Below are 23262 nucleotides of genomic sequence, written 5' to 3'. Positions count from 1 at the left end.
CGTCAATAGGCCGCCCGATAGCTTGCGCAGATCGCCTCGTCGTCGAGCCCGTCGAGCGAGGCCATTTCAAACGCCTTCATCCCGACGAAGGTCTCCAGGAAGACCTCGGAGAACCACGATGTCACCACCGCATCGGACTTGAGAGCGTCCAATGCACCGGCAAGCGTCTCCGGCAGCCGGCGCAGACCTTTCTCGACGCGCTGTTCTTCCGAGAGCTCCTCCGGGTCGCCTGAATGGACCTGCGGGCACGGAAGGCCGGCGATCAATCCCTCAAGGCCGGCGCGCACGATTGCGGCGAGTGCGAGGTACGGATTCGAGGTCGCATCGGCCGCCCGATATTCGATGTTGAAGCTCTTCGCAGGGTCCTTTCCACCAAAAGTCACGATAGGGCAGATCCGCAAGGTAGCCTCGCGATCCTTGTCGCCGAGCCAGGTGTAGGACGAGCTCCAGTTGTGCGGCTTCAGGCGGTAGTATGATGATACGCTGGAGGCGGTCAGTGCGGTGATCGCCGGCAGATGGCGCAGCACGCCTGCACAGAAGGATCCTGCGGCCCGGGAGAGACCAGCCGGACCGGACGGGTCGTAAGTCGCCGGCTGACCATCGGCCCCGACGAGGCTGAAATGGATATGCACACCGTTGCCCACCGACGACGGTGATGTCTTCGGCACGAAGGATGCCTTCCAGCCGCGCGTGCGCGCAATTTCGCGTACAATTTCCCTGAGGACCACTGCCCTGTCCGCAGCGGCAAGCCCGTCGGACGGCGCGTTCGTTACTTCGAACTGATCCTCGCCATACTCGGAGATAATAACTTCCGGATTCAGCCCTGCTTCCTCGAGAGCAGCCATCACCTGCGAAGCGAAGCCGTCGGCGCGGCGCAATCCCGCGAATGACATCACATGTTCTTTGGGCAGTCCCGCGTCCAGCAGTTTGAACTCGTGCTCGAATGCCGCCACCAGCGTAAGGCCGGTCTTGGCTTTCAACTCGGCGAGAACATCTGCAAGCATAGTTCTTGTGCAGCAGGACCACGGGGAGCCGTCCAGCTCCACGAGATTTCCCGGCACCATATCGAACGGTGTTTGGGACCCCGTCTTGGCGGTCCGGTATCTTGCATTCGGATCAGGCAGCAATCGCAAGTCACCGGATGAACCCCATGGGTTCGGATGCGCAATCACGTTGAAAGGCGTCAGGGAAAGGTTGGCCTGCAGCCAGCCGACACCAGTCGCGATCGTCTTCTCGAACGTGTCGCTCGCGATAAACCGCCCACGCGTAACCGCGGCAATGTCTGTCGTGACGATCCCGGTCAGGTCGACATCGGTGCTCATGCCGCCCCCCTCACTGACAGGCGCTTGACCACGGTATCGGTGTCCGCAACCCAGCAGTAGCCACCGAAAGCCTTGAGCGCGGTATCGTGGCGCTCCTGCGAGGCGGCTGCGCACGCGTCGGAAACGCAGGTGACGTAATATCCGCGGTCGGCTGCATCCCGCACCGCCATGTCAACGCATTGGTCGGTCATGATGCCGGTGATGATCAGGTAGCGGATGCCGAGGTTCTTCAGGACGTAGTCGATATTGGTCGAGTTGAAGACGCCGGAGGACGTCTTCGGGATCAGAATCTCGTCATTCTTCGGGCCGAGATTTTCCGGCGGAAAGCCTTCGGGGCTGCTCGGCGGAATGTGGATCGGCGTGAGTTTGTGGTCCAGCGAGCGATCGCGGCCATCTTCCGTCAGGCTTTGGATGATCGTGTGGAGAACTTCGATCCCGTTCGCTCTTGCTGCGGCAAGCAGCCGCTCGTTGTTGGGGACCGTGACCGAGGCGGTCTGGCGGTAGAAATAGTGCTCGGGACCGCGCTCGGGGTGATCGGGGTCCAGCCCGGGCTCCAGCCAGATGCGCTGCATATCGACCAGCAACAGGGCCGTTTCACCGGCAACATAGGGTGCGTCGCGGCTCAGGAGTTTGCTAGGCATGGCTGGTTGTCCCTTTCGTGCGCTTGGGGCCGGGTTGTGACTTGGTTTCGCTTTCATCGCCGTCGACAGTCACGCCATTGCGCGCCCGGACAGCTTCGAGATTCTCGATGCGGCGGCGTGTGGAATCGTCGAGCGTCGACAGGATCTGGGCCACGAGCGCTTCGATCTGCGCGACTGCCGGAGCGAGCGTGTCGTAGGGAGATGGAACGTCCAGCGGACAGATGATCGTCACCTCCGCGTGCTCGGCGATCGGCGAGAGCCACTGATCGGTGAACAGGACGACTGTCGCGCCGCGATCGGCAGCCTGCGAGGCAAAGGCCACGACGTCGTTCTGGTAGCGTCTGTAGTCGAAGGCAATCAGCACATCGCGCTTGCCGTAATCGACCAATATGTCGAACGACGGCGCTGCGAGCGTGCCGATGTCGTGGACCCCGGGGCGGAGCTGCGACAGGTAGCCCGCCAGCATCCCGGCGATATGCCGGCTGAAGCGGCCGCCAACGAGGCCGACGCGGCCTTTGGATTCCATGATCAGCTTGGCGACTTTGTCATAGGTGTTGGCCGGCGTTGCGCCGACGGTCTTGTCTATCGTTTCCGAGACCGCGTGCAGATAGGCTTCCGCAATTCCCTGGGCCGCGTCGCTTGATCGCTTCGTCTCCATCATCAAAAGAGGCGAGTGAAGTCTTGCCTCCACTTCCGACAGGAGCCGTTTCTGGAGGTCGGGAAAGCCTTCGAACCCAAGTTTGACAGCGAGCCGAACGACGGTCGCATCGCTGACGCCCGCCTTTTTCGCCAGATTGCTTGCGGTGCTCAGTCCTGACGTCGGATAGTCCGCGAGCAGGATTTGGACGATCTTCTCTTCCGACGGCGTGAGGGTCAGTTTTTGATCGAGCAATAATGTCCTGACGTCCGTCACGTGACCTTCCCCCTATGCATTTCATTCTGCGAAATACACCAATATCTTTATATGTGAAAGATAAATTGCATCAATCCCACAGCTGGAGAGGGTGTAGGATGCCTTTCACGGTTCATCCCTTCTTTGGTCAATGAAAGCGTATTGACATAGCCGCCCGCCGCGGCCTAACGTTCTCGCAACGCAGCAAAGACTGCATGGGAACGCATCGTACTTCAATCGCTTGCCAGCTGTAGGTCCGCGTCGATTGCGGGTCTTTCGCCGGGAATTAGATTTCGCACGGCAGATGTTGCCGCCGAAAATCCTTCTCAGCTTCCGGCTGATTTAGCGATAGCGCGTTTTGACGAAGTTCCCTCGCTTCTGCAGGCTAATGGCGTTCTGAGGGATTGCATATGAAGCAGCGCGCATCGCGGAAATGGGCCTTGAGCCAAGAGATTATCGTGGCGGTTATTGCCGTGGTGATCTTCGCTGTCGCTTCCGTCGCTCTCCCGGGTTTCTTCACGACCGAGAACGTCGTTTCGATCATCCGCTCGATCTCCGTCCTCGGCATATTGGCGCTCGGCATGGCCGTGGTCATCATCGGCCGCGGGATCGATCTGTCGGCCGTTGCGGTCATGGCGATGTCGGTGGCGTGGTATCTGCAGATGCTCAACGACGGAACCTCCGGGTGGCTGGCCTTCGTCATCGTCTTGGGTGGCGTGATCGGCATCGGCTTGATCAACGGTTTTCTGGTCGCCTATGCGGATGTTCCCGCAATTTTCGTGACGCTGGCCAGTGGCTCGTTCGTCTTCGGCTTCGTGCGCTCGCAGTTGATCGCCCAGGATGCGGTTCCGGTGCCGGCGGAGAACTGGCTGCAGCTTTTCGGCGGCCTTCGCTTCTTCGATGTGCCGATCGAAGTTTTCATTTTTGCGGCGCTGGCTTTCCTTATCTTTCTTATTCTGCGCTACACCAAGTGGGGACGGTATGTTTACTACGCCGGCGACAACCCGATTGCCGCGCGCAATGCCGGCATGCCGGTCAGGCCGATGCTGGTCTTCCGATATGTGCTTTCGGCCCTCATCGCCTTTGTCGCAGGGCTGCTGACAGCCGCGAGCCTCCATTCGATCAATACGCGCGTCGTCAACTCGACCCTGCTCTACGACATCGTCCTGGTCGCCGTGATCGGCGGCATCGGACTGTCGGGAGGGAAGGGAAGTGTCCGCAACGTGCTGTTCGGGGCAGCCCTTATCGGCATCATGTTGAACGCGATGACCATCATCGACATCCCGCTGATCTACCAGAATCTGATCAAGTCCACGATCCTGCTCGTCGCCATCCTTATCGACGGGCTCCTCAATCCGAGAGACGAACAAACCGCCCAACAGGGAGATATCTGACGTCTCGAGGAAATTTCGAATTTTCCGTCAACACATCGGGGGACACCCATGAGGTACATGAAGGCACTTTTTGCGGCGGCGACCATCTCGCTATCCGTTTTCGCCACGGCAGCACCTGCGCAGGAAGATCCAGGCCCAGCCGCCTATTCGCAGGCGCTCAAAGGCAAGCGCGTCATGCTGGTCCCGATGGCGATGGGTTTCGATCTTGCACAAGGATGGTCGCACTACATCCAGAAGGAAGTTGAAGCCTTCGGCGGCGTGTTCGAGACACGCGATCCCAACTGGAGCGTCGAAGCCGGAGCTCAGGCGATCACCGAGGCCATCTCCTCCGACACCCGGCCGGACGTCCTCATCGTGCATTCGCCCGATCTCAATTCCTATGCCAGGCTGCTGAAGAAGGCGCAGGCTGCCGGAACCTATGTCGTGCTGATCGATAACCCTGCCAACTTCGCGGCGGATGCCTTCGTCGGAAGCGATTGGGATCGTCTCGGACAGCTGGAGGCCGAGGCCGTCATCAAGGGTTGCGGTCCGAATTCGTCGAAGAAAATCGGTCTGGTGCAGGGTGATCAGGTCAATGCCTCCAGCCTCTATCAGTACGCAGGCATCATGAAGGTGCTGGAAAAGAACCCCGACTTCCAGGTGGTCGCAAAACCGGACTCGAATTGGGACGCGACGACTTCGCGCAACGTGACCACGACGATGCTGCAGCAGCATCCGGACATTTGCGGCATCGTTGATTTCTGGGACGGCGATGCGACGGGTGCTGCCGCCGCAATCCGCGATGCCAAGCTTCAGGACAAGGTCTTTCTCGTCACGACCGGTGGCGGCGAAAAGGCGGCCGATTGCGACAACCTCGAAAACGGTACCTATGGCGCGGTGGTCATGACCGAGCTTCACAATCAGTCGCGCGATATCAACGCGATCATCAAGTTCCTGTTGCAGAGCGGTCAGCCGGCAGGAACCTCAAAGGCCTACATCTACACACTCGAGAAGGCGACAACCAAGGCGGATCTGAAGCCCGACAGTTGCTGGGATCTCAAAGCCCTCAAGGCGGCTGCGAACTAAACTCCTTCCGATGACGCGGCGAGGCCCCGGCCCGGGGCTTCGCATGATCTCTCCCTGACATCCCGGTCACATCATGACATTCAGAGAACGCCTGCAGGCGTGGCGCTACAACCTGATCCCGGATCATCTCGCCGGCGAAATTCTCAGCAAACGATGGACCGACAATGCGATACCTTTCATCGCGCTGGTTATCGTCGTCGCAGGTTTCGGCTCCGCGATTCCGGGCTTCTTCAAGATTAATTCGCTTCAGGATTCCACCCGCCAGCTCGGCGAGTTCTCGATTGTCGTCACCGGCTTGACGGTGGTGATGCTCGGGGGCGGCATCGATCTCTCGGTGGGCTCGATCTTCGCGCTGTCGTGCTTCGCCGCGGTCTCCGCGTTCTTCATCTTCGAGCAGCCCGTTTGGGTCGCCTTGCTGGCGTCGCTCGCAACCGGCGTCGCTTTCGGTGCGATCAATGGATATCTCGTCGGCTTCCTCAGATTGCGTGCATTCCTCACGACTCTCGTCACCTTCATTATTGGTCGAGCGGTCTACGATATCCTCGTCGTCAATTTCGCAGCCCAGATTCAAATGTCGATGGCGATGTCCGACGTTTGGGATTTCGTCGGCGATGGGACTGTGCTCGGGATTTCCGTATCGGTGCTGACGGCGATAATCTTCATCGCGATCACCCACATTGCGCTGACCCGGTCCAGGCCGGGATGGCATATCCTGGCTGTCGGCGGCTCGCGCCGCTCGGCGCATAATGCCGGTATCAAGGTCAAGCGCACGGTGTTTCTCACCTACGTCTTCTCCGGCTTATGTTCGTCGCTGGCCGGCTTCCTGATTGCCTGCCGGCTGAGCGGTGCGGGGCCGGGCACCGGGCTCAACCTCGAAATTCTTGCGCTCACGGCGGCGGTCGTCGGCGGCAATAGCCTTGGCGGCGGGCGAGGGTCCGTCATCAAGGGACTGATGGGCGCGATTATCGTGCTCGTCATGACGAACGGCCTGATCCGCCTCGGATACGGGACGGGCACGAACCAGATGGTGCTGGGCCTGATGCTCGCCGTTGCGGTGACGATCGATATCCGATGGCTGAAGAACCGTCACAAGGTCCTCAATGAGGTCTATGTCGCGCCTGTCTACCTGCGCATGGGCGAGGCTCAATCCGCGGTTCCCGGATCAGGCACGCCCTATGAAATGGATAATCGGCTGGCGCAGACGCAATATATCGGCCTCGGCGAGCTGGAGGGGCCGGAAGACGTCATCCTCGACGACGACGACAACCTCTATTGCGGAACGCGCCATGGCGAGATCGTCCGCTTCCTGGCGCCGGACTACGAACGATCGGAAGTCTTCGCTCACGTCGGCGGCTTCCCGCTCGGGCTCGCCTTCGACAAGGATCGCAACCTCATCAGCTGCGTGGGCGCGATGGGTCTTTACTCCATCGCTCCGGACCGGACCGTGCGCAAATTGACCGCGGAGACATCGCGGTCCTGGACTTCTGTCGTCGACGACGCCCGTCTGAGAGACCCCAACGACTGCGACATTGCTCCGGATGGCCGCATCTACTTTACCGACTCGACCAAGCGGTATGATGCGCACGACTGGGCACTGGACTCGATCGAGAACCGCGCCACGGGGCGCCTGCTTGTCTACGATCCGAAGAACGGCACGACCAAGACCCTGCTCGATGGGTATCGCTACACCAACGGCGTTTGCGTCGCCCACGACGGCAAATCGATCTTCTTTGCCGAAAGTTGGGCCTGCCGTGTTCATCGCTATTGGCTGGAAGGCCCCAAAGCGGGGACCGCGGAGTGCGTTATCGCAGACATGCCCGGCTATCCCGACAATATCAACCGTGCGTCCGACGGTACCTACTGGATGGCCTGGCTCGGGATGCGAACGCCGAGCTTTGATCTTGCGCTTCGTCACCCCGGCATGCGCAAGCGAATGACCCGCCGGCTCCCCCAGGACGACTGGTTGTTTCCGAACATCAACACCGGCGGCATCGTCAAATTCGATGAAACCGGTCAAATCCGGGATGCGATGGCGGACCTTTCCGGCGTCTCCCACCCGATGGTCACGTCCATGAGGGAGCACAAGGGCTACCTCTATGTCGGCGGCATCCTCAATAATCGCGTCGGCCGCCACAAGCTTGCCCAGGCGAGCTCCGACTGGACCGGACCGTCGTCCTATTGGGGGAGAGAGCCATGATGTTCGATCCCATCCTCGACTGGTTTCGCGGCAAGGCGGTGACAATTCCGCCGCTGGACGGCGCCTTCCGGCCGAACCAGGTTCTCGACGAAGCTCAGGTGGTCGCCACCTTGCCGTCAGCGGATAATGTTGCCGTCCACAATGGAGAGATCATCGTCTCTTCCGGGCGCTCACTCTTCTCGGTCGGCCATGGACGAGAGCCGCAACAGGTTCACGAGTATGACTCCGAGATCACTGCCACCTCCGTGTCCCCCGAGGCCGGTCTCGCCGTCGCCCTCGCATCCGGCAAGCTGATCCTCGACGGCAAGCAGCTGCGGCTGCCGGGCGAGATTTCTTGTATCACGGCACTCGCCTTTGCGCCCGACGGTTCGCTCTGGATTGCCAATGGAGCCGCAGGGATCGCGCCCACCGAATGGGTTCGGGATCTCATGGCGAAAGGCAGTTCGGGAAGCATCTGGACCATCGAGCCCGGCAACAACAAGGCGCGCAAACTGCTGGCCGGTCTGGCATTCCCGCTTGGCCTGCTGCCGGTATCCGGCGGCGTCGCGGTCTCGGAAGCATGGAACCACAGGATCCTTCGCGTCTCCAAGCATGGCGACACGGCAACCGTCATCGACAATCTGCCGGGCTATCCGGCGCGGCTTTCTTCGGCGCGCGACGGCGCGTGGCTGTCGATATTTGCTCCGCGCAATCGCCTGATCGAGTTCGTTCTGCAAGAGAAGAGGTATCGCGAGGACATGATCGCGACCGTTCCGCCGGAGTTCTGGATCGCTCCATCGCTTGCGTCCGGCGAGAGCTTTCTCGAGCCGCTGCAGTGCGGTGGCATCAAGACGATGGGGATCCACAAGCCGTGGTCGCCCAGCCGGTCGTATGGCCTGGTCGCCAAACTCGACGCCGCTCTTCGCCCCGTCGGGAGCTTTCATAGCCGGGCAAACGGCGTAAGGCATGGGACGACAAGCGCTGTCGAACACGAGGGGAGGCTGCTGGTCGCGTCAAAGGGCGGCGGCGTGCTTGTCTCCGTGGATGCAATGGAGATCGGATGAGATGAGTACAGCCGAAGACATCATCGTCCATCTTGAAAACGTCACCAAGGAATATCGCGGTGTTCCCGCGGTCAGGAATGTCAGTTTCGACCTTCGCCGCGGTGAAATCCACGCCTTGCTCGGCGAGAACGGTGCGGGAAAATCGACGCTGACCAAGATCATCGCCGGCGTGGTGGAGCGTACCGCCGGCGTCATGATCCATCGCGGCAAGGAGGTGAGCTACGGTTCGCCGAACGCTGCGTTGGATGCCGGTATCGCAATGGTGTTCCAGGAAACGAGCCTGGTGCCGTCCATGACTGTGGCGCAGAATCTCTATCTCGGGACGGAAGCGTTTCTCAATCGCCTTCGGGGGATCTATATCTCCGCCCAGCAGTTTCTCCAGTCGCTGAACTTCCCTGTCGATCCGACGGCGATGGTCGAGACGCTCGGGGCGGCCAAGAAGCAGATGGTGGAGATCGCGCGCGCGGTTCACCACAATGCCGAAGTGATCATCTTCGACGAGCCTACCGCGACACTCACGCCCGAGGAGAAAAGGCATTTCTTCGCCTTGGTGAGACGGCTGAAAGCGAGAGGCGTGTCGATCGTCTTCATCAGCCATGCGCTCGAGGAAGCCTTGATGACCGCCGACCGCATCACGATCCTTCGTGACGGTGAGCTGGTTGCTTCAGGCGATACGTCGGAATTCGACCGGGAGAAGATCATCGCCGCCATGGTGGGCAGAACGCTCACCGGCGAACTCTATAAGAAGCGCGATGCGTCGACCATCAGGAAGGCGGGAAAGAAGGTCCTGTCCGTCCAGGACCTCTCGATGAGCAACGTCGTCCGGAACAATTCCTTCTCCGTCTTTGAAGGCCAGATCACCGGCGTATTCGGCCTGATTGGCTCGGGCCGAACGGAGACGTTCAAAGTCATCTCGGGAATCTACAAGCGCGACTTCAAGCGTGGCGGCTCGGTCGAGCTGGATGACAAGCCGGTGCGCTACTACGTTCCGCGCGAGGCCGTCAGAGACGGGATCGTCTATGTGACCGAGGACCGCAAGAGCGAAGGCTTTTTCGAGACGATGTCGATAGCCGAGAATGTCTTCGGCGGGCTTCTTTCCGCCGGCCGCGAAAAGAGCAAGGTCATCAGCATGCGCGAAATGCACGACCTGGCGGCGGAGTGGACGAGCAAGCTTAATATCCGGGCAATCAATGACAACGCCCGGGTTGTCGAGCTCTCCGGCGGCAATCAGCAAAAGGTGGTGATCGGCAAGGGCCTGGTCCAGGAGCCGCGCATCGTGATTTTCGACGAGCCCACGCGTGGCGTGGATGTCGGCGCGATCGCCGAAATCCATCAGATCATCAACGAGCTTGCCGACCGGGGTTTGGCGGTCGTTGTCATCTCGTCCTACCTTCCGGAGATCATGAACCTCTCGGACCGCATCCTGGTCTGCCGCCAAGGGCGTATCGTCGAGGAGTTCTCGCCGGCTGAATCCACCGAAGCCAAAATAATGTATGCCGCTGTGCACTGATCTGAAAGGCGATCACGATGGCCACCGTCAAGCTTCTCACGGATGCCGAGGTCGCGGATATCCCCGCCGCCAAGGAAGTTTTTGATGACATCAGAGCGACCAGGAAATCCGACTTCATAAACAATTTCTGGCGTGGCCTGGCGAATGATCCGCCGCTGCTCAAACGCACCTGGGAAGGGCTCAAGGCCGTTATGGCGGTGGAAGGTGCTTTGGACCCATTGGTGCGCGAAATGATCTACATTGCCGTCTCGACCGCCAACGGATGTTCCTACTGCGTCCATTCTCACACTGCCGCGGCCAAAGCGCGGGGGATGACCCAAGCCCAGCATGCCGAGTTGATGGCCGTGATCGGACTGGCCGGCCAGACCAATCATCTGGTGACGGCGATGCAGATACCGGTCGATGACCATTTTCTTGCATAAGGGCTGACCGCAGCGCCGCTATCGCGCTCGAAGCCGCCGGAATTCCTATCCGACGTGCTTGCCATGTCTCCATTCGTTCAACGCCCGATTGATAATCCCCGGCCGGGCCATAAGTACCTGCTGAGACATCGCATTTGGAGACATCGCATGGTCAGCGAACGGGAACTGATTTCCAAGATCACCTGGCGCCTGATGCCCTTCCTCGGCATCCTCTATCTCATCGCTTACATCGACCGCCAGAATGTCAGCTTCGCCAAGCTGCAGATGGTCGGCGACCTCGGGATGAGCGAATATGCTTATGGCCTTGGGGCCTCGCTGTTCTTCATCGGCTATTTTCTCTTCGAGGTTCCAAGCAACCTGTTTCTCAACCGCCTCGGCGCGCGCATCTGGTTCGCGCGCATTCTGGTCTCCTGGGGCATCGTCACCATCGCGCTCGCCTATACGCAGAATGCGACGATGTTCTACATCCTGCGCTTCCTGCTCGGCGTCTGCGAAGCGGGCTTCTTTCCCGGCGTCCTCTACCTGCTGACACTGTGGTTCCCGGCCGATTATCGCGGCCGCATGGTCGGCCTGTTCATGATCTTCAGTGCCCTTGCCAATGCCGTCGGCGCGCCGCTCGGCGGCATGCTGCTCGATCTCGATGGGCTCTATGGCTATGCCGGCTGGGAATGGGTGTTCCTGGCGACTGGCGTTCCGGCGGTTCTCGCCGGTATCGTCACCTTCTTCTGTCTGCCTGATAATCCCGACAAGGCCTCGTTCCTCTCCACCGACGAGCGCAGCTGGCTGCATAACCGGCTGGAGAGCGAAAATGCCGGGATGGACAAGAATGCGGAGAACGGGTTCAAGGCGCTCGTTGACCCGCGCGTGATGTTGATGGCGCTCTGCTACGTGGCCTTTCCGCTGGCCGCCTATGGTCTCAGCTATTGGCTGCCGACCATCGTCCATGGCTTCGGCGTCACCAATACCGTCAACGGTTTCCTCAACATCATCCCGTGGATCCTCGTGGCGACCGCGCTCTATGCCGTGCCCGCCATGGCCGACAAGGCGGCGTCGAAGACGCCCTATATCGTCATTCCGGCCTTCATCGGGGCGGCCTGCCTGCTGCTGTCGGCACTGATCCCCAACAACACGCTTCAGTTCGCCTTCCTCTGCATCGCCGCTGCCGGCATTTTCGCGCCGCAGCCGGTGTTCTGGAGCCTGCCGTCGCGCTTCCTGAAGGGCGCGGGTGCAGCCGCCGGTCTTGCCGCGATCAACTCGGTCGGCAATCTCGGTGGCTTCGTGGCGCAGAATGTCGTGCCCTGGATCAAGGATGCGACAGGCAGCACGATCGCGCCGATGATCTTCCTGGCCGTTTGCCTGGCGGCCGGTGCCCTGCTGGTCTTCGTGGTGACGCAGCTGATCGCCCGCAAGGATCACGCCCATACGGACGGCGCGCTCAGGACGTGAGCGTGAAGGCGTCGCTTTCGCCGGGCACCAGCTCCAGCGGCCAGATCGTGTTGCGGGCGCCGCGCGGGTAGGTCTCAGCATAGGCGGGCATGGTTGCCAGCAGGGTCTCGGCAAGCTCGATGCCGAGATCGCGTAGCGACATGCGGAAGCAGGTGAGCGACGGCTGCAGGAAGCGGCCGCGCGGTTCCTCGCGGAAACCGATGATGGCAAGGTCGCGCCCGGGCACGACGCCGGCCTCGACCAGCCGGCGGTAGAGCCCGATCGCCATCAGCTCGTAGATCAGGATGATCGCCGTTGGCTTGCCGTCGAGCAGCAGCAGTTCGTGACCTGCCTGATAGCCGCCCTGTTCGCTGGATTTCACCCGGATCACCAGCTTCGGATCATACTTTATCCCGTGCCGCTCCAGCGCCTGGCGATAGGAATCGACGAAGATATAGCCGAGGTTGATATCGTTGGAGGGGGCGGCAATGGCGATGGTGCGATGGCCCTTTGCCACCAGCCGGTCGACGGCGGATGCCGCCACACCCTCGAAGTCCAGGTCGATCCACGGATAGTTCTCGCCCGAGGAGCTGCGCCCCAGCGTCACGAAGGGAATCTTCGCCTTGACCAGAAGGTCGATGCGCTTGTCGATCCGCTGCGTCGCCGAGATGATCATCGCGTCGACGACCCGCCGCGCCACCATGCGTTTCAGATATTCGTGTGGGTCTTCGTCATTCGGGCAGGGCAGCATGACGAGGTCGAGCTTGTGGCGGGCAAGCACGCTCTGCAGGCCGCCGGTCAGGCCGAGGAAGAAGTTGTCGCTGTTTTCGACCGTCTCCTTGCTGGACTCTATCATCAGGCCGATGACGTTGGTCGTTCCCTGGCGCAGGCTGCGGCCGGACTGGTTGGCGACATAGCCAAGTTCCTCGGCGGCGGCGAGAACCCGCTTGCGGGTCTCCTCGTTGACATCGGGCTTGCCGTTCAGCGCGCGCGAGACGGTCCCGATCGAGATATCGAGATGTTTGGCAAGCTGCCGGATGCCCTTCATGTCAGCCGATCTTCCTCCGCGATCGAAAACGTGAGGCTTCTTCTTGCCATAGGAAAACGTTTTCGGAAAGCGGAGCCGCTCTCAATGGGCGAACTGGTGAATGTGGACGATAAGGCTGCCGCGATCGGCGAGAATGATCGAGTACATCGGCGGTTCGAAGCAGTTGGTGGTGGTCGGCGAAACGAAGTCCAATGCCGTCTGGTGATTGGTGCTGCGCAGGATGGTGAAGGGGATGCCCTGCCAGTTCCCCGTCACGAGCCGGTGCAGATGCCCGGCGAAGATATGCCTGACATCGCCATGCGCCTTCAGCAGTGCAAAGAGCGGCTCGGGATCGAGAAGGCTGAAGACGTCGAGGGCCGGTAGATGCACCTTGTCTGCCGGGTGGTGCATGAAGAGATAGACTGGGCGGTCCTTCGCCTCCTCGAGCTTCTCCTTCAGCCAGGCGAGCCTCTTATCGCAGAGCCTGCCTGTCACCTTGCCGTCGTCCAGCGTGTCGAGGGTGATCACCCGTCCCTCGGGCAGATCGATCGCCGCTTGTGCGAAACCGTTCTTCGCCATCTGGCCGGGAAAGACGGTGGCGAAGTTTTCGCGGATATCGTGATTGCCGAGCAGCAGCCGGATCGGCAGCTTCGACCGGGAAACGCGTTCTTCGAGGATCCGGTAGGTATCCTCGCCGCCAGTCTCGGAGAGATCGCCCGACACGACGACGAGATCGGCATCCGCATGATGGGCTTCGACGTCGGCGAGGCAGGCATCCATGCGCGCGGCCGGATCGAGGCCGAGCAGGGTGCCGCCAGCCGGAACGAGGTGGAAATCGGAAATGTGGATGAGCTTCATGACCGGGCTTCCGCGTCTTCGAGGGAGCGCTCGACGAGCGCCAGCAATTCATCCCGCATCTGCGGGGCAGCGGCGATGACCGGGCCGCCGGTCAGCAATGTCCCGCCTTCGCCGGGGAAATCGGCTGTCCAGCCGCCGGCTTCGCGGATCATCAGCAGTCCCGCTGCGCAATCCCAGGCGTTAATATGCGGCTCGTAATAGCCGGCAAGGCGGCCGCAGGCGACCTGCGCCAGCATCAGCGCGCCGGAGCCATTGCGGATGAACATGCCGCCGGCTTCCAGCAGTAGCTGGACGAAGGCCGAGACCTGGCGCAGCGGAATGCGGAAATTGGCGCCGACGCCGAGCAACCCGGTCGAAATGCGGCCGGTTTGGCTGACTTCCATCGGGCGGCCGTTGAGCTGTGCCCCGGCACCCTGCCTGGCGACGAAGAGATCGCCGGTCGAGGGCTGGCAGATCAGCCCGAGCACCGTCTCGCTGCCGTGCATCACGGCAATCGAGATGCACCACTGGTCTATGCCGTGCAGGAAGCAGCTGGTGCCGTCAATCGGATCGACCACCCAGAGATAGCCGGAAGGACCTTCGCTGAGACCCTCTTCTTCGCCGAGCACGCCGTCATCGGGGAAGGCGGCGGCGATCCTGTCTCGGATCAATGCCTCGACCGATTTGTCGGCCTCGCTGACCACGTCCTGGCCATTCAGCTTCTGGCTGGTTTCCAGAGAGGAGAGGTCGCGAAAATAGGCAAGCGCCTTCGCGCCAGCTTCAAGGATCACCTCGCGCGCCAGCACGAAGCGCGGATCGTCGGGGAATTCGCAGGGCATCGGTATCTTTCTGGATCAGGGCACGAAGCTGTCGCGCACGACAAACTCGGGGATGACCCGTTCGTAGGCGGGGGGCAGATCGGGATTGGCGAGGCGCTTCTCCACCAGCTCGACGGCGCGCTGCGCCATGACGATCGGGTCCTGGCGGAAGGTGGTGAGCCGGTAGCTCAGCCAGGCGGCCTCCGGCACGTCGTCGAAGCCAATGACGGCGACATCATCGGGGACGCTGAGGCCGAGCGTGGTGCGGACATAGTCCATCAGGCCGAAGGCGATCTGGTCGTTGGCGCAATAGACGGCATCCGGATAATCGGTGGGGCTAGCGAAAAGCTGCTTTGCCGCAGCGATGCCGCTGTCATAGTCGGAATCCTTGCCGCGGCCGATCGCAACGCTGGCGCCGAGCGCCTCGGCTGCGGTCTTGAAGGCCGTCTCGCGCTCGGCAATGCTCGATGTCGCCGAGAAAGACGTGGCAACGGCAAGCTTGCGGCGGCCCTTCTCGAAAAAGGCGTTGGCGGCCTTGCGCGATGCCTCGGAATTGCCGGCGCGGACATGGTCGGCATCCGGCTCGGAGCGGCCGATGACGACGAGCGGCTGGCCGTTGCGATGCGCGAGCTCGAAGAAATTCGCCGGCGGCGAGCCGGAGAGGATGATCGTCGCCTCGGCGCGGTGGCCGATCAGCATCTTCTGGGCAGCCAGCATTTCCTCTTCGGTCTGCCCGGTATTGATCAGGATCGGGATGCTGCCGCGCTGGATCAGCGCCTTGGAAAGCGCGGCCGCCAGATGGGCGCGGAAGCCGACTTCCGGCCGCGTCGCGACGATGCCGACCAGCCGGCTCTGATTGGCGAGCACGCCGCGCGCAAGGTCGTTGACGTGGTAGCCGAGCTCTTCGGCCGCCTTCAGCACCCGCTCGCGGGTGGCAGGGGCAACGCTGGCGCCGGGCGTGAAGGTGCGCGACACCGCCGAGCGCGAGACGCCGGCAAGCTGCGCCACCTGTTCGGCGCTGACGAAGCGCATGCGCTCCTTGCGCTGGTTCTTGAGGTCGTTGGTTGGGCCGTCATTCATGGCAATCTCTCAGTGCCCCACACGCGATAGGACGTCTGCCTTCAGGAATCGCTCAACGATAAGCATAAAAACCAAGGATGGAATGAGCAGCAAGAGGGCGGTGATCGACGCGATCTGATAATTGCCGCCCGAACCTGCAGTATACAGCAGAAGCGGCAGCATGTTCACGTCAGGAGCGCCCACAAAATAGCTGCCGGTAAATTCGTCGAGGCTCTCGAGGAAAACGAAGATGGCGCTCGCCATCAGGCCGGGTGCGGCGAGCGGCAGCGTGATGTCCATGAAGGCGCGCATGGCGCTGGCACCGGCCGAGCGCGCCGCCTGCTCCAGCTCCTTGTCGATCGCCGAGAAGGCTGCCGTCGCGATCCAGACTGCGTAGACGAGACCATGCGAGGCGTGGACGAGGACGACGCCGAGGATCGTGCCGTTGAGGCGGATCTCGTAGAAGATCCGGGCGACGTTCACATAGACGGTGAGATTTGGAAAAGCCTGTGGAATGAGGAAGGCGAGCAGGATCAGCGCCCGGAACGGCAGCTTCAGCCGCGCCAGTGCATAGCCCGCCGGGATCGCCAGCAGCAGGGAAACGACGACGGTCAGCACCGCGACGATCAGCGAATTCGTCAGCGACTCGACCGCGCCGCCACGCGGGGCGAACACCTTCGCCCAGCTGCTGAAGCCATATTGCAGCGGCAGGCTGTGCGGGAAGTACCATTTCTCCGCGACCGTCCAGAGCAGCAGATTGGCGAGCGGCCCGAAGATGAAGAAGGCCATCAGCCCGAAGATGATGGCGCGCGGGATCCACCAGAGCGCCGAGAGCGGGTGTGATTGCGTGGCGGATAGCGTTGCGGTGCTCATGCGCGCTCCTTCAGGCTCTGGCGCAGATAGATCCAGGCAACCGACGAGGCGAGCACCAGCGACACAAGGCCGAGCGCATTGGCCACACCGTAATCGCCATAGGCGTTGACGCGGAAGGCGATATCGGCCGTCAGCATCGTCGGCGACTGGGCGTTGATCATCAGCGGCACAGACAGGACCGACATCATCGTCACGAAGGAGAGGATGAGGCCGACGGTCAGCGTCACCGACACCTGTGGCACGAGGATTTCAAAGAGGACGCGCAGTTTCGAGGCGCCGAGATTGCGGGCGGCCTCGATCGTGTCGCGGTTGACGGATGCCATGGCTCCTGCGACCAATAGCGCCACGAAGGGCGTCTGCTTCCAGACGAAGGCGATGACGATGCCGCGCCAGTCGAGATAGCTCTGTGCATCGAGCGGCGTCAGCAGGCCGAGACTGATCAGCGTGCTGTTCATCAGGCCGCTCTTGGCAAGGAAGGTGCGCAGGATCTGGCCGACGACGATGAAGGGAATGAACATCGGCCAGCGATAGAGCCAGCGCAGGATGGCGACGGCGACCGGGTGCTCGCCAAGCGTCAGATAGCCGCCGATGGCGATCGACGCGAGGCCGATGAGGATCGTGGAAATGGTGATGATCACCACCGAGAAGACGATGTCTTTCGTGTAGAGATCGAAGGTCTTGTAGAAATTGTCCCAGCCGAACCCGCCGCCTTCGATCCTGAAGGCGCCGACCGCCGACATGACCAGCGGCAGGATGAAGAGGAAGGCGATCACCGCCAGTGCCGGCAGCACGAGCAGGAGACCGAGCAGGCGTCTGGACATCGTTCGACCTCGCTTCGGAAAGAAACTCCCCGCCGCTGACGGCGGGGAGCCAAATCGCTTACTTCACAGACTGCTCGTAGGCTTCGAGGATCGCCGTGTTGTACTGGGCAATCGGGAAAGGCTTGCCCTTGGTGGCGAGATCTTCAGGCGTGATGTCGACGAACAGCTTGTTCCAGGTGGCGTCGTCGAGCTTCGGCTTTACGAACTGCGCGTCGATGCCCGGATACCAGTTGAACTTCTTGACGATGCCGTCGGCCTGGACTTCCGGGCTGGTGGCGAGCGCGATGAATTTCTCGGCGAGTTCCTTGTGCGATGCCTTGGCCGGAACGACATAGTGCATCGGCTGGCCCGGCATGCCCGGAGCCGGCAGGACGAGCTTCAGCTCGGGCGGCAGCTGGCCGTTGGCCTGCCAGGAGTAGAACATGTCGACCCAGACCGGGCCCATGGCGATTTCGCCGCGCGACAGGAGGTCGAGCGTGCCGGCATTGCCCGGCGTCAGCGTCGCGTTCTTGGTGAAGTCGGCGAGGCTCTTGAAGGCGTCGCCCCACTTGGCGGTTTCGTCCTGCTTGAACGGACCGGTCATCAGGTTGTTGGCATCGCCGCCGCCGAAGGCGTAGATCCAGCCCATGACGAAGCTGACGCCGGAAGCGCCGCCCTTGATGCCGTTATAGCCGAACTGCTTCGGATGTTCCTTGGCCCATGCGGCGAGCTCGGTGTAGCTCTTCGGCGGGTTCGGAACGAGCGTCGGGTTATAGGCGATTGCCGTCTGGCTGTTGAACATCGGCATGACATAGCCGTCGACGTCGGAGCCGAGGGCGTTCTTGGCGTTGTTGCGCGAGACGAGCTTGCCGGTGTCGATCGCGCTGCGATACTTTTCGAGATAGCCCTTCTGGACCATCGGGCCGGCGAACTTTTCGTGGACGACGGCGACGTCGATATCCCAGTTGGCGGTGTTGGCGGCCTGCTGGGCGTCGAAGCGCTCGAGGATCTTCTGCGAGCCGGCATCGCCGGGACCGGTGCCGACGGCACGGACAGTGTTGCCCGGGTAGGTCTTTTCAAAGAGCGGTCCGAGATACTGGTTGATGTAATCGACCATGTTCTGGTCGCCGGCGGTTGCGACGGTCAGCTCATCGGCCTTGACCGGCAGGGCGGCGAGGGCGACGGCGAAAGCTGCATAGGTCAGTCTTTTCATGAGTGCTCTCCAGGGTTCAAAGGAATAAAGTCATGCGTGGGCTTTCCCAGCCGCGGACCGGGAAATGGAAATGGCCGGGTTGGACTCCGGCGAATTGAAGAGGAAAAGCGCGTCCGGCCCGACATGGACCTGCACGCGGTCGCCGGGCTCGAAGGCGCGCGGCGCATCGGCCATGATCTCGCGATCGCCAAGCCGCACAGAATGGCGCCAGTGGCCGCCGGGATAGCTGACGGCGGTGACTTCGCCGGTGAAGGTCATGCCAGGGGCGGCAATCGGCGTATCCATCGGCAGGAGCTGCGCGGCTTCCGGGCGAAAACGGGCTTCGACCGCGCCGGACTGCAGCTGACGGCCGAGAAGTGCTACGCTGCCCGCGGCATTCGCAGGGCCCGCGGCGATATGGAAACTGTCGCCCTGCCGGCTGCCTTCCAGAAAGAGCACGTTCTCGGCGCCCATGAAGGCGGCGACGAAGGCCGAGGCCGGACGATTGTAGACATCTTCCGGCGTTCCCTGCTGGGCGATCTCGCCGGCATTCAGGATGACGATCCGGTCGGCCATGACCATCGCCTCTTCGCGGTCGTGCGTGACGTGGACGGCGGTGATGCCGAGGCGCTTCTGCAGCGCGCGCAATTCGTGGCGCACCGTCAGGCGGATGCGGGCGTCGAGATTGGAGAGCGGTTCGTCGAGCAGCAGGATCTCAGGATCGACCGCCAGCGCGCGCCCGAGGGCGACACGCTGGCGCTGGCCGCCGGAGAGCGCTGCCGGTTTGCGCGCTCCGAGCCCATCGAGACCGAGAAGTTTCTGCATGGCATTGACCCGCTCGGCGATCGCTGCCTTGGCGACACCCTTGAGCTTCAGGCCGTAGCCGATGTTCTGCGCCACCGTCATGTGCGGCCACAGCGCATAGGACTGGAAGACCAGCGCCATGCCGCGCTTGTCCGGCGGCATATAGGTCACGTCGCGCTGGCGCACCGAAACGGTGCCGGAAGAGGGGGCGATGAAGCCTGCCAGAACGCGCAGCAGCGTGGTCTTTCCGCAGCCGGAAGAGCCGAGCAGCGCCACGAATTCACCGCGCTGGATGCTGAGGTTGATATCGTTCAGAACCTTGGTGTTGCCATATCTGCAGGCAACAGAATTCAGTTCCAGAAACGCGTCCTGGTTCATCGTGTCTCCTCCCATTGCACGGCTGTGCAATCCGATCCCGAGCTTAGTAGAATGTTTGTTTAACAGCCAGATGACATGGCGGATTTTTTTGTGCTGCAGCGCAATGCAAAGCCGGCTAAGGCCACGTTTATGCTCATGTTTTCCGCAGCATTTTCTCTAAATTAAGCCTGTCTTGACAGCAGGAAACGTTTCTGAATACTATCGTAAACGTTTACGGGATGCGTTTTCGGAGGATGGTTGAAGACGCGCCACGGGAGGAAATCAGTGAAACTGAATGCCGTTCTCTGCGGGTGCGGAGCTATGTCCAAAGGCTGGCTGCGCGCGATCAAGGAAACGCCGGCGCTGGCCGATGCGATCGCGATCAAGGGTCTCGTGGATCTCAACACCGAGGTCGCGCAGGCGCTTGCCGCCGAGTTCGGTCTCGTTGATGCGGTGATCGGCACTGATCTCAACGACGTCATCGCGCAGACCAAGGCCGATATCGTCTTCGACGTCGTCATTCCCGCGGCCCGCTCTGCCGTCGTCTCCGCAGCGCTGAAGGCAGGTTGCCACGTGCTCAGCGAAAAGCCGATGGCGACTTCACTGGCAGAGGGGGCTGCCCTGATCGATCTCGCCGCCGAGGCCGGCAAGGTCCACGCGATCATCCAGAACCGCCGCTTTATCTCCGGGGTGCGCCGCATGCGCCGCTTCGTCGAGAGCGGAGCGATCGGCGATCTCACCGGCATCCATTGCGACTTCTTCATCGCCCCACATTTTGGCGGCTTCCGCGAGGAGATGGACAATGTCCTGCTGCTCGACATGGCGATCCACACTTTCGATGCGGCGCGCTACGTCGCCGGCAAGAAGCCGCTCGCCGTCTATTGCGTCGAGAAGAACCCCAAGGGATCCTGGTACCGCCATGGCGCTTCGGCCAATGCCACTTTCGAATTCGCCGATGATGTGGTCTTCACCTATCGCGGCTCCTGGTGCGCCGAAGGCAAGCGCACCAGCTGGGAAAGCGAATGGCGCCTCGTCGGCTCAAAGGGGATGCTCACCTGGGATGGCGCGGAGAATTTCAGCGCCGCCGTCTCCGGCGTCGAACCCGGTTTGCTGCATGGTTTCACGCCCGTTGAGGTTCCCGGACCGGAGCATGACGAAGAGACGCACGGCCATGCCAGCGTGATCGCCAGCTTCATCGAGGCGATCCGCTCGGGCAAGCGGCCGGAGACGGCCAGTTCCGACAACATCAGAAGCCTTGCCATGGTCTTCGGCGCCATCGAGAGCGCCAGGACGGGTAAGCGCGTCGAAATTTCAGCATAAGGAATGAGAACGTGAGCAACCCCGCAAAGTCCATCCGCATCGGCACCATGATCAGCGCCTCGAGTGGCGGTGCCGCCGAGCGCATCGGCCAGATCGCCGGCATGGGTTTCGAAAGCTTCGAGCCCTTCTTCTGGCAGACGACGAATGGGCAGGATCTCGCCGAACTCGGCAAGCGCTGCAAGGATGCGATCGGCGACCGCGACATCACGATCTCGACGCTCGGGATGTTCGGCAATCCGCTCGAGGAAACCGAGATCGACCTGCAGACGCTGCAGGGCTGGAAGGATTGCATCGACAACGCCCATCATTTTGGCGCCACCTGCGTGGCCGGCTTTACCGGCCGCATCCGCGGCAAGGTGCTGACCGACAGCCTGCTGCGCTACAAGCAGATCTGGAGTGAACTCGCCAAGCGCGCCGCCGACAAGGGCGTCAGGATCGCCTTCGAGAACTGCGCCATGGACGGCAACTGGGCGACCGGCGACTGGAACATTGCCCACAATCCCGATGCCTGGGAACTGATCTTCAACGAGACGCCGGATGACAATATCGGCCTCGAATGGGAACCCTGCCACCAAATGGTCTATCTCATCGAGCCGCTGCCGCAGATCCGCAAATGGGCCTCGAAGATCTTCCACGTCCACGGCAAGGACGCAACGATCCGCTGGGATGTCATCAAGGAACACGGCATCTTCGGCAAGGAAAAGTTCGTCTTCATGCGCACGCCGGGCTTCGGCGACAGCAACTGGACCGACATCATCTCCGAGCTTCGCCTCGCCGGCTGGTCTGGCTCGATCGATATCGAAGGCTGGCACGACCCGGTCTATCGCGATGCGCTTGAAATGACCGGCCAGGTCCATGCGCTGAACCATCTGAAACATGCCCGGGGCGGCGATTTTGTTGCCGATCCCGGCTGAGTGACCTATCGTGCGGTGTGCCGGCGGGGAGGCCAGGCGCGACGCTAACGTGACAGCTTTCGCGGCACAGCCGCTTTTTGGGAGGAAAGTATGAAAGCGATATCAAGACTTGCGTTCGCTCTCGGCGTCTCGATGCTGATATCAGGCACCGTGCATGCCGAGGACAAGACCTTCAAGATCTGGTGGTATGAGGACGCGGCGAGTGCTGCCGGCATCACCTGGAAGAAGGCGCTTGAAACCTTTCAGGAAAAGCACCCCGACGTCAAAGTTCAGTTCGAACTGAAGACCTTCGACCAGATCACCAAGTCCGGCACCATGATCCTCAATTCGGCCGAAGCGCCGGATCTGATGGAATATAACAAGGGCAACGCCGTTGCCGGTCTCGCCGCATCGCAGGGCCTGCTGACCGATCTCGGAGACGTTGCCAAGCAGCGCGGCTGGGACAAGGTTCTCTCCGATGCCAGCAACCAGCTGAGCCGCTATGACGAGAAGGGCATCTATGGCAACGGGCCGCTGATCGGCGTTGCCAATTACGGCGAGTTCGTCTCGGTCTTCTACAACGAGAACATGTTCAAGGAAGCCGGCGTCGAAGTGCCGAAGACGCTGGAAGACATGGAAAAGGTGATGGATGTCTTCGTCAAGAAGGGCATCACCCCCATTGCCGAAGCTGCCAACGACTATCCGGCGCAGCACCTGATGTATCTCTTCGCGCTGTCGAAGGCGGATGCGAAGTGGGTCAACGATTTCCAGGCGATCCGCGCGCCGCTCGACTCGGCTCCCTTCGTCTATGCCGGCCAGAAGCTGCAGGAATGGGTCAAGAAGGGCTATATTTCCAAGGATTCGACCGGCCTGAAGGCGCCTGACATGGCGAACCTGTTCGAAACCGGCAAGTCGCCGATGGTGGTGACCGGCACCTGGTATGGCGCCCAGTTCGGCGCGATCAAGAACTTCAAGGCCAGCCAGTTCCTGTTCCCGGGCAATGTCATCTCGCCGGCCTCGACGGGCAACATCTGGGTCGTTCCGAAGAACGCCAAGAACAAGGACCTCGCCTACGACTTCATCGACATCACGCTGTCGAAGGACAACCAGGCGCTGTTCGGCAATTCCGGCGGTCTGCCGATCGCTGCCGATCCGGCCATGGTCACCGATCCCGTCGGCAAGATCGAGGTCGAGCTCTTCAACAAGCTGGTCGCGCAGAACGGCCTCGGCTTCTATCCCGACTGGCCGGTCCCCGGCTATTACGACGTCATGCTGAAGGCGACGCAGGCAGTCATCGGCGGTTCGGTCACTCCCGAAGAATTCGCCGAGCGCCTGAAGGAGCCCTACGACGAAGTCCAGGGCGACCAGTAA

At 61.5% G+C, this 23262-nt stretch carries 21 protein-coding genes; 10 read left to right on the top strand and 11 right to left on the bottom strand.

Going from position 1 to position 23262, the window contains the following annotated elements; genetic code table 11:
- Positions 1-2: 2 nt before the first annotated feature.
- Genes ACEN84_RS31730 through ACEN84_RS31720 form a run of 3 tightly spaced genes read right to left on the bottom strand, consistent with a single transcriptional unit; the run spans position 3 to position 2876 of the window.
- Positions 3-1322 carry a glutamine synthetase family protein gene (locus tag ACEN84_RS31730; RefSeq protein ID WP_413711899.1) on the bottom strand — a complete coding sequence of 440 codons (1320 nt, stop codon included), beginning with the start codon at positions 1320-1322 and terminating at the stop codon, positions 3-5.
- Positions 1319-1963, bottom strand: a complete 645-nt coding sequence (locus tag ACEN84_RS31725) for an isochorismatase family cysteine hydrolase (protein WP_130280084.1) — start codon at positions 1961-1963, stop codon at positions 1319-1321. Before ACEN84_RS31725 ends, ACEN84_RS31730 begins: the two co-directional genes overlap by 4 nt.
- Positions 1956-2876, bottom strand: a complete 921-nt coding sequence (locus ACEN84_RS31720; RefSeq protein ID WP_130280082.1) for a MurR/RpiR family transcriptional regulator — start codon at positions 2874-2876, stop codon at positions 1956-1958. The genes ACEN84_RS31725 and ACEN84_RS31720 overlap by 8 nt, the downstream gene beginning before the upstream one ends.
- Positions 2877-3265: 389 nt before the next feature.
- On the opposite strand from ACEN84_RS31720, the gene ACEN84_RS31715 reads away from it, so the two are divergent.
- The 7 genes from ACEN84_RS31715 (at position 3266) to ACEN84_RS31685 (ending at position 11932) form a co-directional block, all read left to right on the top strand.
- Positions 3266-4249 carry an ABC transporter permease gene (locus ACEN84_RS31715; protein ID WP_112712476.1) on the top strand — a complete coding sequence of 328 codons (984 nt, stop codon included), beginning with the start codon at positions 3266-3268 and terminating at the stop codon, positions 4247-4249.
- Between the two features lie 48 nt (positions 4250-4297).
- Positions 4298-5314: a sugar ABC transporter substrate-binding protein gene (locus ACEN84_RS31710; RefSeq protein ID WP_112712474.1), complete on the top strand. Its 1017-nt coding sequence runs from the start codon at positions 4298-4300 to the stop codon at positions 5312-5314.
- A 73-nt stretch (positions 5315-5387) separates the two neighbouring features.
- The gene (locus tag ACEN84_RS31705; protein WP_413711898.1) at positions 5388-7511 is read left to right on the top strand and encodes an ABC transporter permease; all 2124 of its coding nucleotides are present in this window, start codon (positions 5388-5390) and stop codon (positions 7509-7511) included.
- Positions 7508-8554: a hypothetical protein gene (locus ACEN84_RS31700; protein ID WP_413711897.1), complete on the top strand. Its 1047-nt coding sequence runs from the start codon at positions 7508-7510 to the stop codon at positions 8552-8554. Before ACEN84_RS31705 ends, ACEN84_RS31700 begins: the two co-directional genes overlap by 4 nt.
- 1 nt (position 8555) lies before the next feature.
- On the top strand, positions 8556-10064 hold the full coding sequence (locus ACEN84_RS31695; RefSeq protein ID WP_413711896.1) for a sugar ABC transporter ATP-binding protein: 1509 nt from the start codon (positions 8556-8558) through the stop codon (positions 10062-10064).
- A 17-nt stretch (positions 10065-10081) separates the two neighbouring features.
- Positions 10082-10486 carry a carboxymuconolactone decarboxylase family protein gene (locus tag ACEN84_RS31690; protein ID WP_413711895.1) on the top strand — a complete coding sequence of 135 codons (405 nt, stop codon included), beginning with the start codon at positions 10082-10084 and terminating at the stop codon, positions 10484-10486.
- Between the two features lie 147 nt (positions 10487-10633).
- On the top strand, positions 10634-11932 hold the full coding sequence (locus ACEN84_RS31685; RefSeq protein WP_413711894.1) for an MFS transporter: 1299 nt from the start codon (positions 10634-10636) through the stop codon (positions 11930-11932).
- On the opposite strand, the gene ACEN84_RS31680 is transcribed toward ACEN84_RS31685, so the two are convergent.
- From ACEN84_RS31680 to ACEN84_RS31645, 8 genes are all read right to left on the bottom strand, one after another.
- Entirely contained in the window at positions 11922-12959 is a 1038-nt protein-coding gene (locus ACEN84_RS31680; protein ID WP_413711893.1) for a LacI family DNA-binding transcriptional regulator, read from the bottom strand. The two genes, ACEN84_RS31685 and ACEN84_RS31680, sit on opposite strands and share 11 nt — an antisense overlap.
- An 81-nt stretch (positions 12960-13040) precedes the next feature.
- Complete coding sequence (locus ACEN84_RS31675; protein WP_413711892.1) at positions 13041-13796, bottom strand: phosphodiesterase; 756 nt, start codon at positions 13794-13796, stop codon at positions 13041-13043.
- Positions 13793-14614, bottom strand: coding sequence for an inositol monophosphatase family protein (locus ACEN84_RS31670; protein ID WP_413711891.1), 822 nt, complete (start codon positions 14612-14614; stop codon positions 13793-13795). The genes ACEN84_RS31675 and ACEN84_RS31670 overlap by 4 nt, the downstream gene beginning before the upstream one ends.
- 15 nt (positions 14615-14629) lie before the next feature.
- Positions 14630-15673, bottom strand: coding sequence for a LacI family DNA-binding transcriptional regulator (locus ACEN84_RS31665; protein ID WP_413711890.1), 1044 nt, complete (start codon positions 15671-15673; stop codon positions 14630-14632).
- A 9-nt stretch (positions 15674-15682) separates the two neighbouring features.
- On the bottom strand, positions 15683-16441 hold the full coding sequence (locus tag ACEN84_RS31660; RefSeq protein WP_413712530.1) for an ABC transporter permease: 759 nt from the start codon (positions 16439-16441) through the stop codon (positions 15683-15685).
- An 80-nt stretch (positions 16442-16521) separates the two neighbouring features.
- The gene (locus tag ACEN84_RS31655) at positions 16522-17346 is read right to left on the bottom strand and encodes an ABC transporter permease (RefSeq protein ID WP_112712454.1); all 825 of its coding nucleotides are present in this window, start codon (positions 17344-17346) and stop codon (positions 16522-16524) included.
- A gap of 58 nt (positions 17347-17404) precedes the next feature.
- The gene (locus tag ACEN84_RS31650) at positions 17405-18538 is read right to left on the bottom strand and encodes an extracellular solute-binding protein (protein WP_413711889.1); all 1134 of its coding nucleotides are present in this window, start codon (positions 18536-18538) and stop codon (positions 17405-17407) included.
- 30 nt (positions 18539-18568) lie between these two features.
- On the bottom strand, positions 18569-19699 hold the full coding sequence (locus tag ACEN84_RS31645) for an ABC transporter ATP-binding protein (protein ID WP_413711888.1): 1131 nt from the start codon (positions 19697-19699) through the stop codon (positions 18569-18571).
- Positions 19700-19963: 264 nt separating this feature from the next.
- Here ACEN84_RS31645 and ACEN84_RS31640 point away from each other — a divergent pair, with 264 nt between their 5' ends.
- The 3 genes from ACEN84_RS31640 to ACEN84_RS31630 all read left to right on the top strand — a co-directional run bounded on the left by ACEN84_RS31640 (position 19964) and on the right by ACEN84_RS31630 (position 23262).
- Positions 19964-20998, top strand: a complete 1035-nt coding sequence (locus tag ACEN84_RS31640) for a Gfo/Idh/MocA family protein (RefSeq protein ID WP_413711887.1) — start codon at positions 19964-19966, stop codon at positions 20996-20998.
- 11 nt (positions 20999-21009) lie between these two features.
- Positions 21010-21912, top strand: coding sequence for a sugar phosphate isomerase/epimerase family protein (locus tag ACEN84_RS31635; RefSeq protein ID WP_413711886.1), 903 nt, complete (start codon positions 21010-21012; stop codon positions 21910-21912).
- A gap of 90 nt (positions 21913-22002) precedes the next feature.
- Positions 22003-23262 carry an extracellular solute-binding protein gene (locus ACEN84_RS31630; RefSeq protein WP_130280051.1) on the top strand — a complete coding sequence of 420 codons (1260 nt, stop codon included), beginning with the start codon at positions 22003-22005 and terminating at the stop codon, positions 23260-23262.

It is taken from the genome of Rhizobium sp. Rhizsp82, assembly GCF_047325115.1.
Classification (GTDB): Bacteria; Pseudomonadota; Alphaproteobacteria; order Rhizobiales; family Rhizobiaceae; genus Rhizobium.
This window is presented reverse-complemented; position numbering and strand designations above follow the sequence as displayed.

What these genes read in the sequence shown, in the direction of transcription:
- ACEN84_RS31645 (WP_413711888.1), bottom strand. Translation starts at nt 19,699, where the DNA reads ATGAACCAGGACGCGTTTCTGGAACTGAATTCTGTTGCCTGCAGATAT.
- ACEN84_RS31630 (WP_130280051.1), top strand. Translation starts at nt 22,003, where the DNA reads ATGAAAGCGATATCAAGACTTGCGTTCGCTCTCGGCGTCTCGATGCTG.
- ACEN84_RS31660 (WP_413712530.1), bottom strand. Translation starts at nt 16,441, where the DNA reads ATGGCCTTCTTCATCTTCGGGCCGCTCGCCAATCTGCTGCTCTGGACG.
- ACEN84_RS31700 (WP_413711897.1), top strand. Translation starts at nt 7,508, where the DNA reads ATGATGTTCGATCCCATCCTCGACTGGTTTCGCGGCAAGGCGGTGACA.
- ACEN84_RS31685 (WP_413711894.1), top strand. Translation starts at nt 10,634, where the DNA reads ATGGTCAGCGAACGGGAACTGATTTCCAAGATCACCTGGCGCCTGATG.
- ACEN84_RS31670 (WP_413711891.1), bottom strand. Translation starts at nt 14,614, where the DNA reads ATGCCCTGCGAATTCCCCGACGATCCGCGCTTCGTGCTGGCGCGCGAG.
- ACEN84_RS31730 (WP_413711899.1), bottom strand. Translation starts at nt 1,322, where the DNA reads ATGAGCACCGATGTCGACCTGACCGGGATCGTCACGACAGACATTGCC.
- ACEN84_RS31690 (WP_413711895.1), top strand. Translation starts at nt 10,082, where the DNA reads ATGGCCACCGTCAAGCTTCTCACGGATGCCGAGGTCGCGGATATCCCC.
- ACEN84_RS31695 (WP_413711896.1), top strand. Translation starts at nt 8,556, where the DNA reads ATGAGTACAGCCGAAGACATCATCGTCCATCTTGAAAACGTCACCAAG.
- ACEN84_RS31650 (WP_413711889.1), bottom strand. Translation starts at nt 18,538, where the DNA reads ATGAAAAGACTGACCTATGCAGCTTTCGCCGTCGCCCTCGCCGCCCTG.
- ACEN84_RS31715 (WP_112712476.1), top strand. Translation starts at nt 3,266, where the DNA reads ATGAAGCAGCGCGCATCGCGGAAATGGGCCTTGAGCCAAGAGATTATC.
- ACEN84_RS31675 (WP_413711892.1), bottom strand. Translation starts at nt 13,796, where the DNA reads ATGAAGCTCATCCACATTTCCGATTTCCACCTCGTTCCGGCTGGCGGC.
- ACEN84_RS31655 (WP_112712454.1), bottom strand. Translation starts at nt 17,346, where the DNA reads ATGTCCAGACGCCTGCTCGGTCTCCTGCTCGTGCTGCCGGCACTGGCG.
- ACEN84_RS31710 (WP_112712474.1), top strand. Translation starts at nt 4,298, where the DNA reads ATGAGGTACATGAAGGCACTTTTTGCGGCGGCGACCATCTCGCTATCC.
- ACEN84_RS31725 (WP_130280084.1), bottom strand. Translation starts at nt 1,963, where the DNA reads ATGCCTAGCAAACTCCTGAGCCGCGACGCACCCTATGTTGCCGGTGAA.
- ACEN84_RS31705 (WP_413711898.1), top strand. Translation starts at nt 5,388, where the DNA reads ATGACATTCAGAGAACGCCTGCAGGCGTGGCGCTACAACCTGATCCCG.
- ACEN84_RS31680 (WP_413711893.1), bottom strand. Translation starts at nt 12,959, where the DNA reads ATGAAGGGCATCCGGCAGCTTGCCAAACATCTCGATATCTCGATCGGG.
- ACEN84_RS31665 (WP_413711890.1), bottom strand. Translation starts at nt 15,673, where the DNA reads ATGAATGACGGCCCAACCAACGACCTCAAGAACCAGCGCAAGGAGCGC.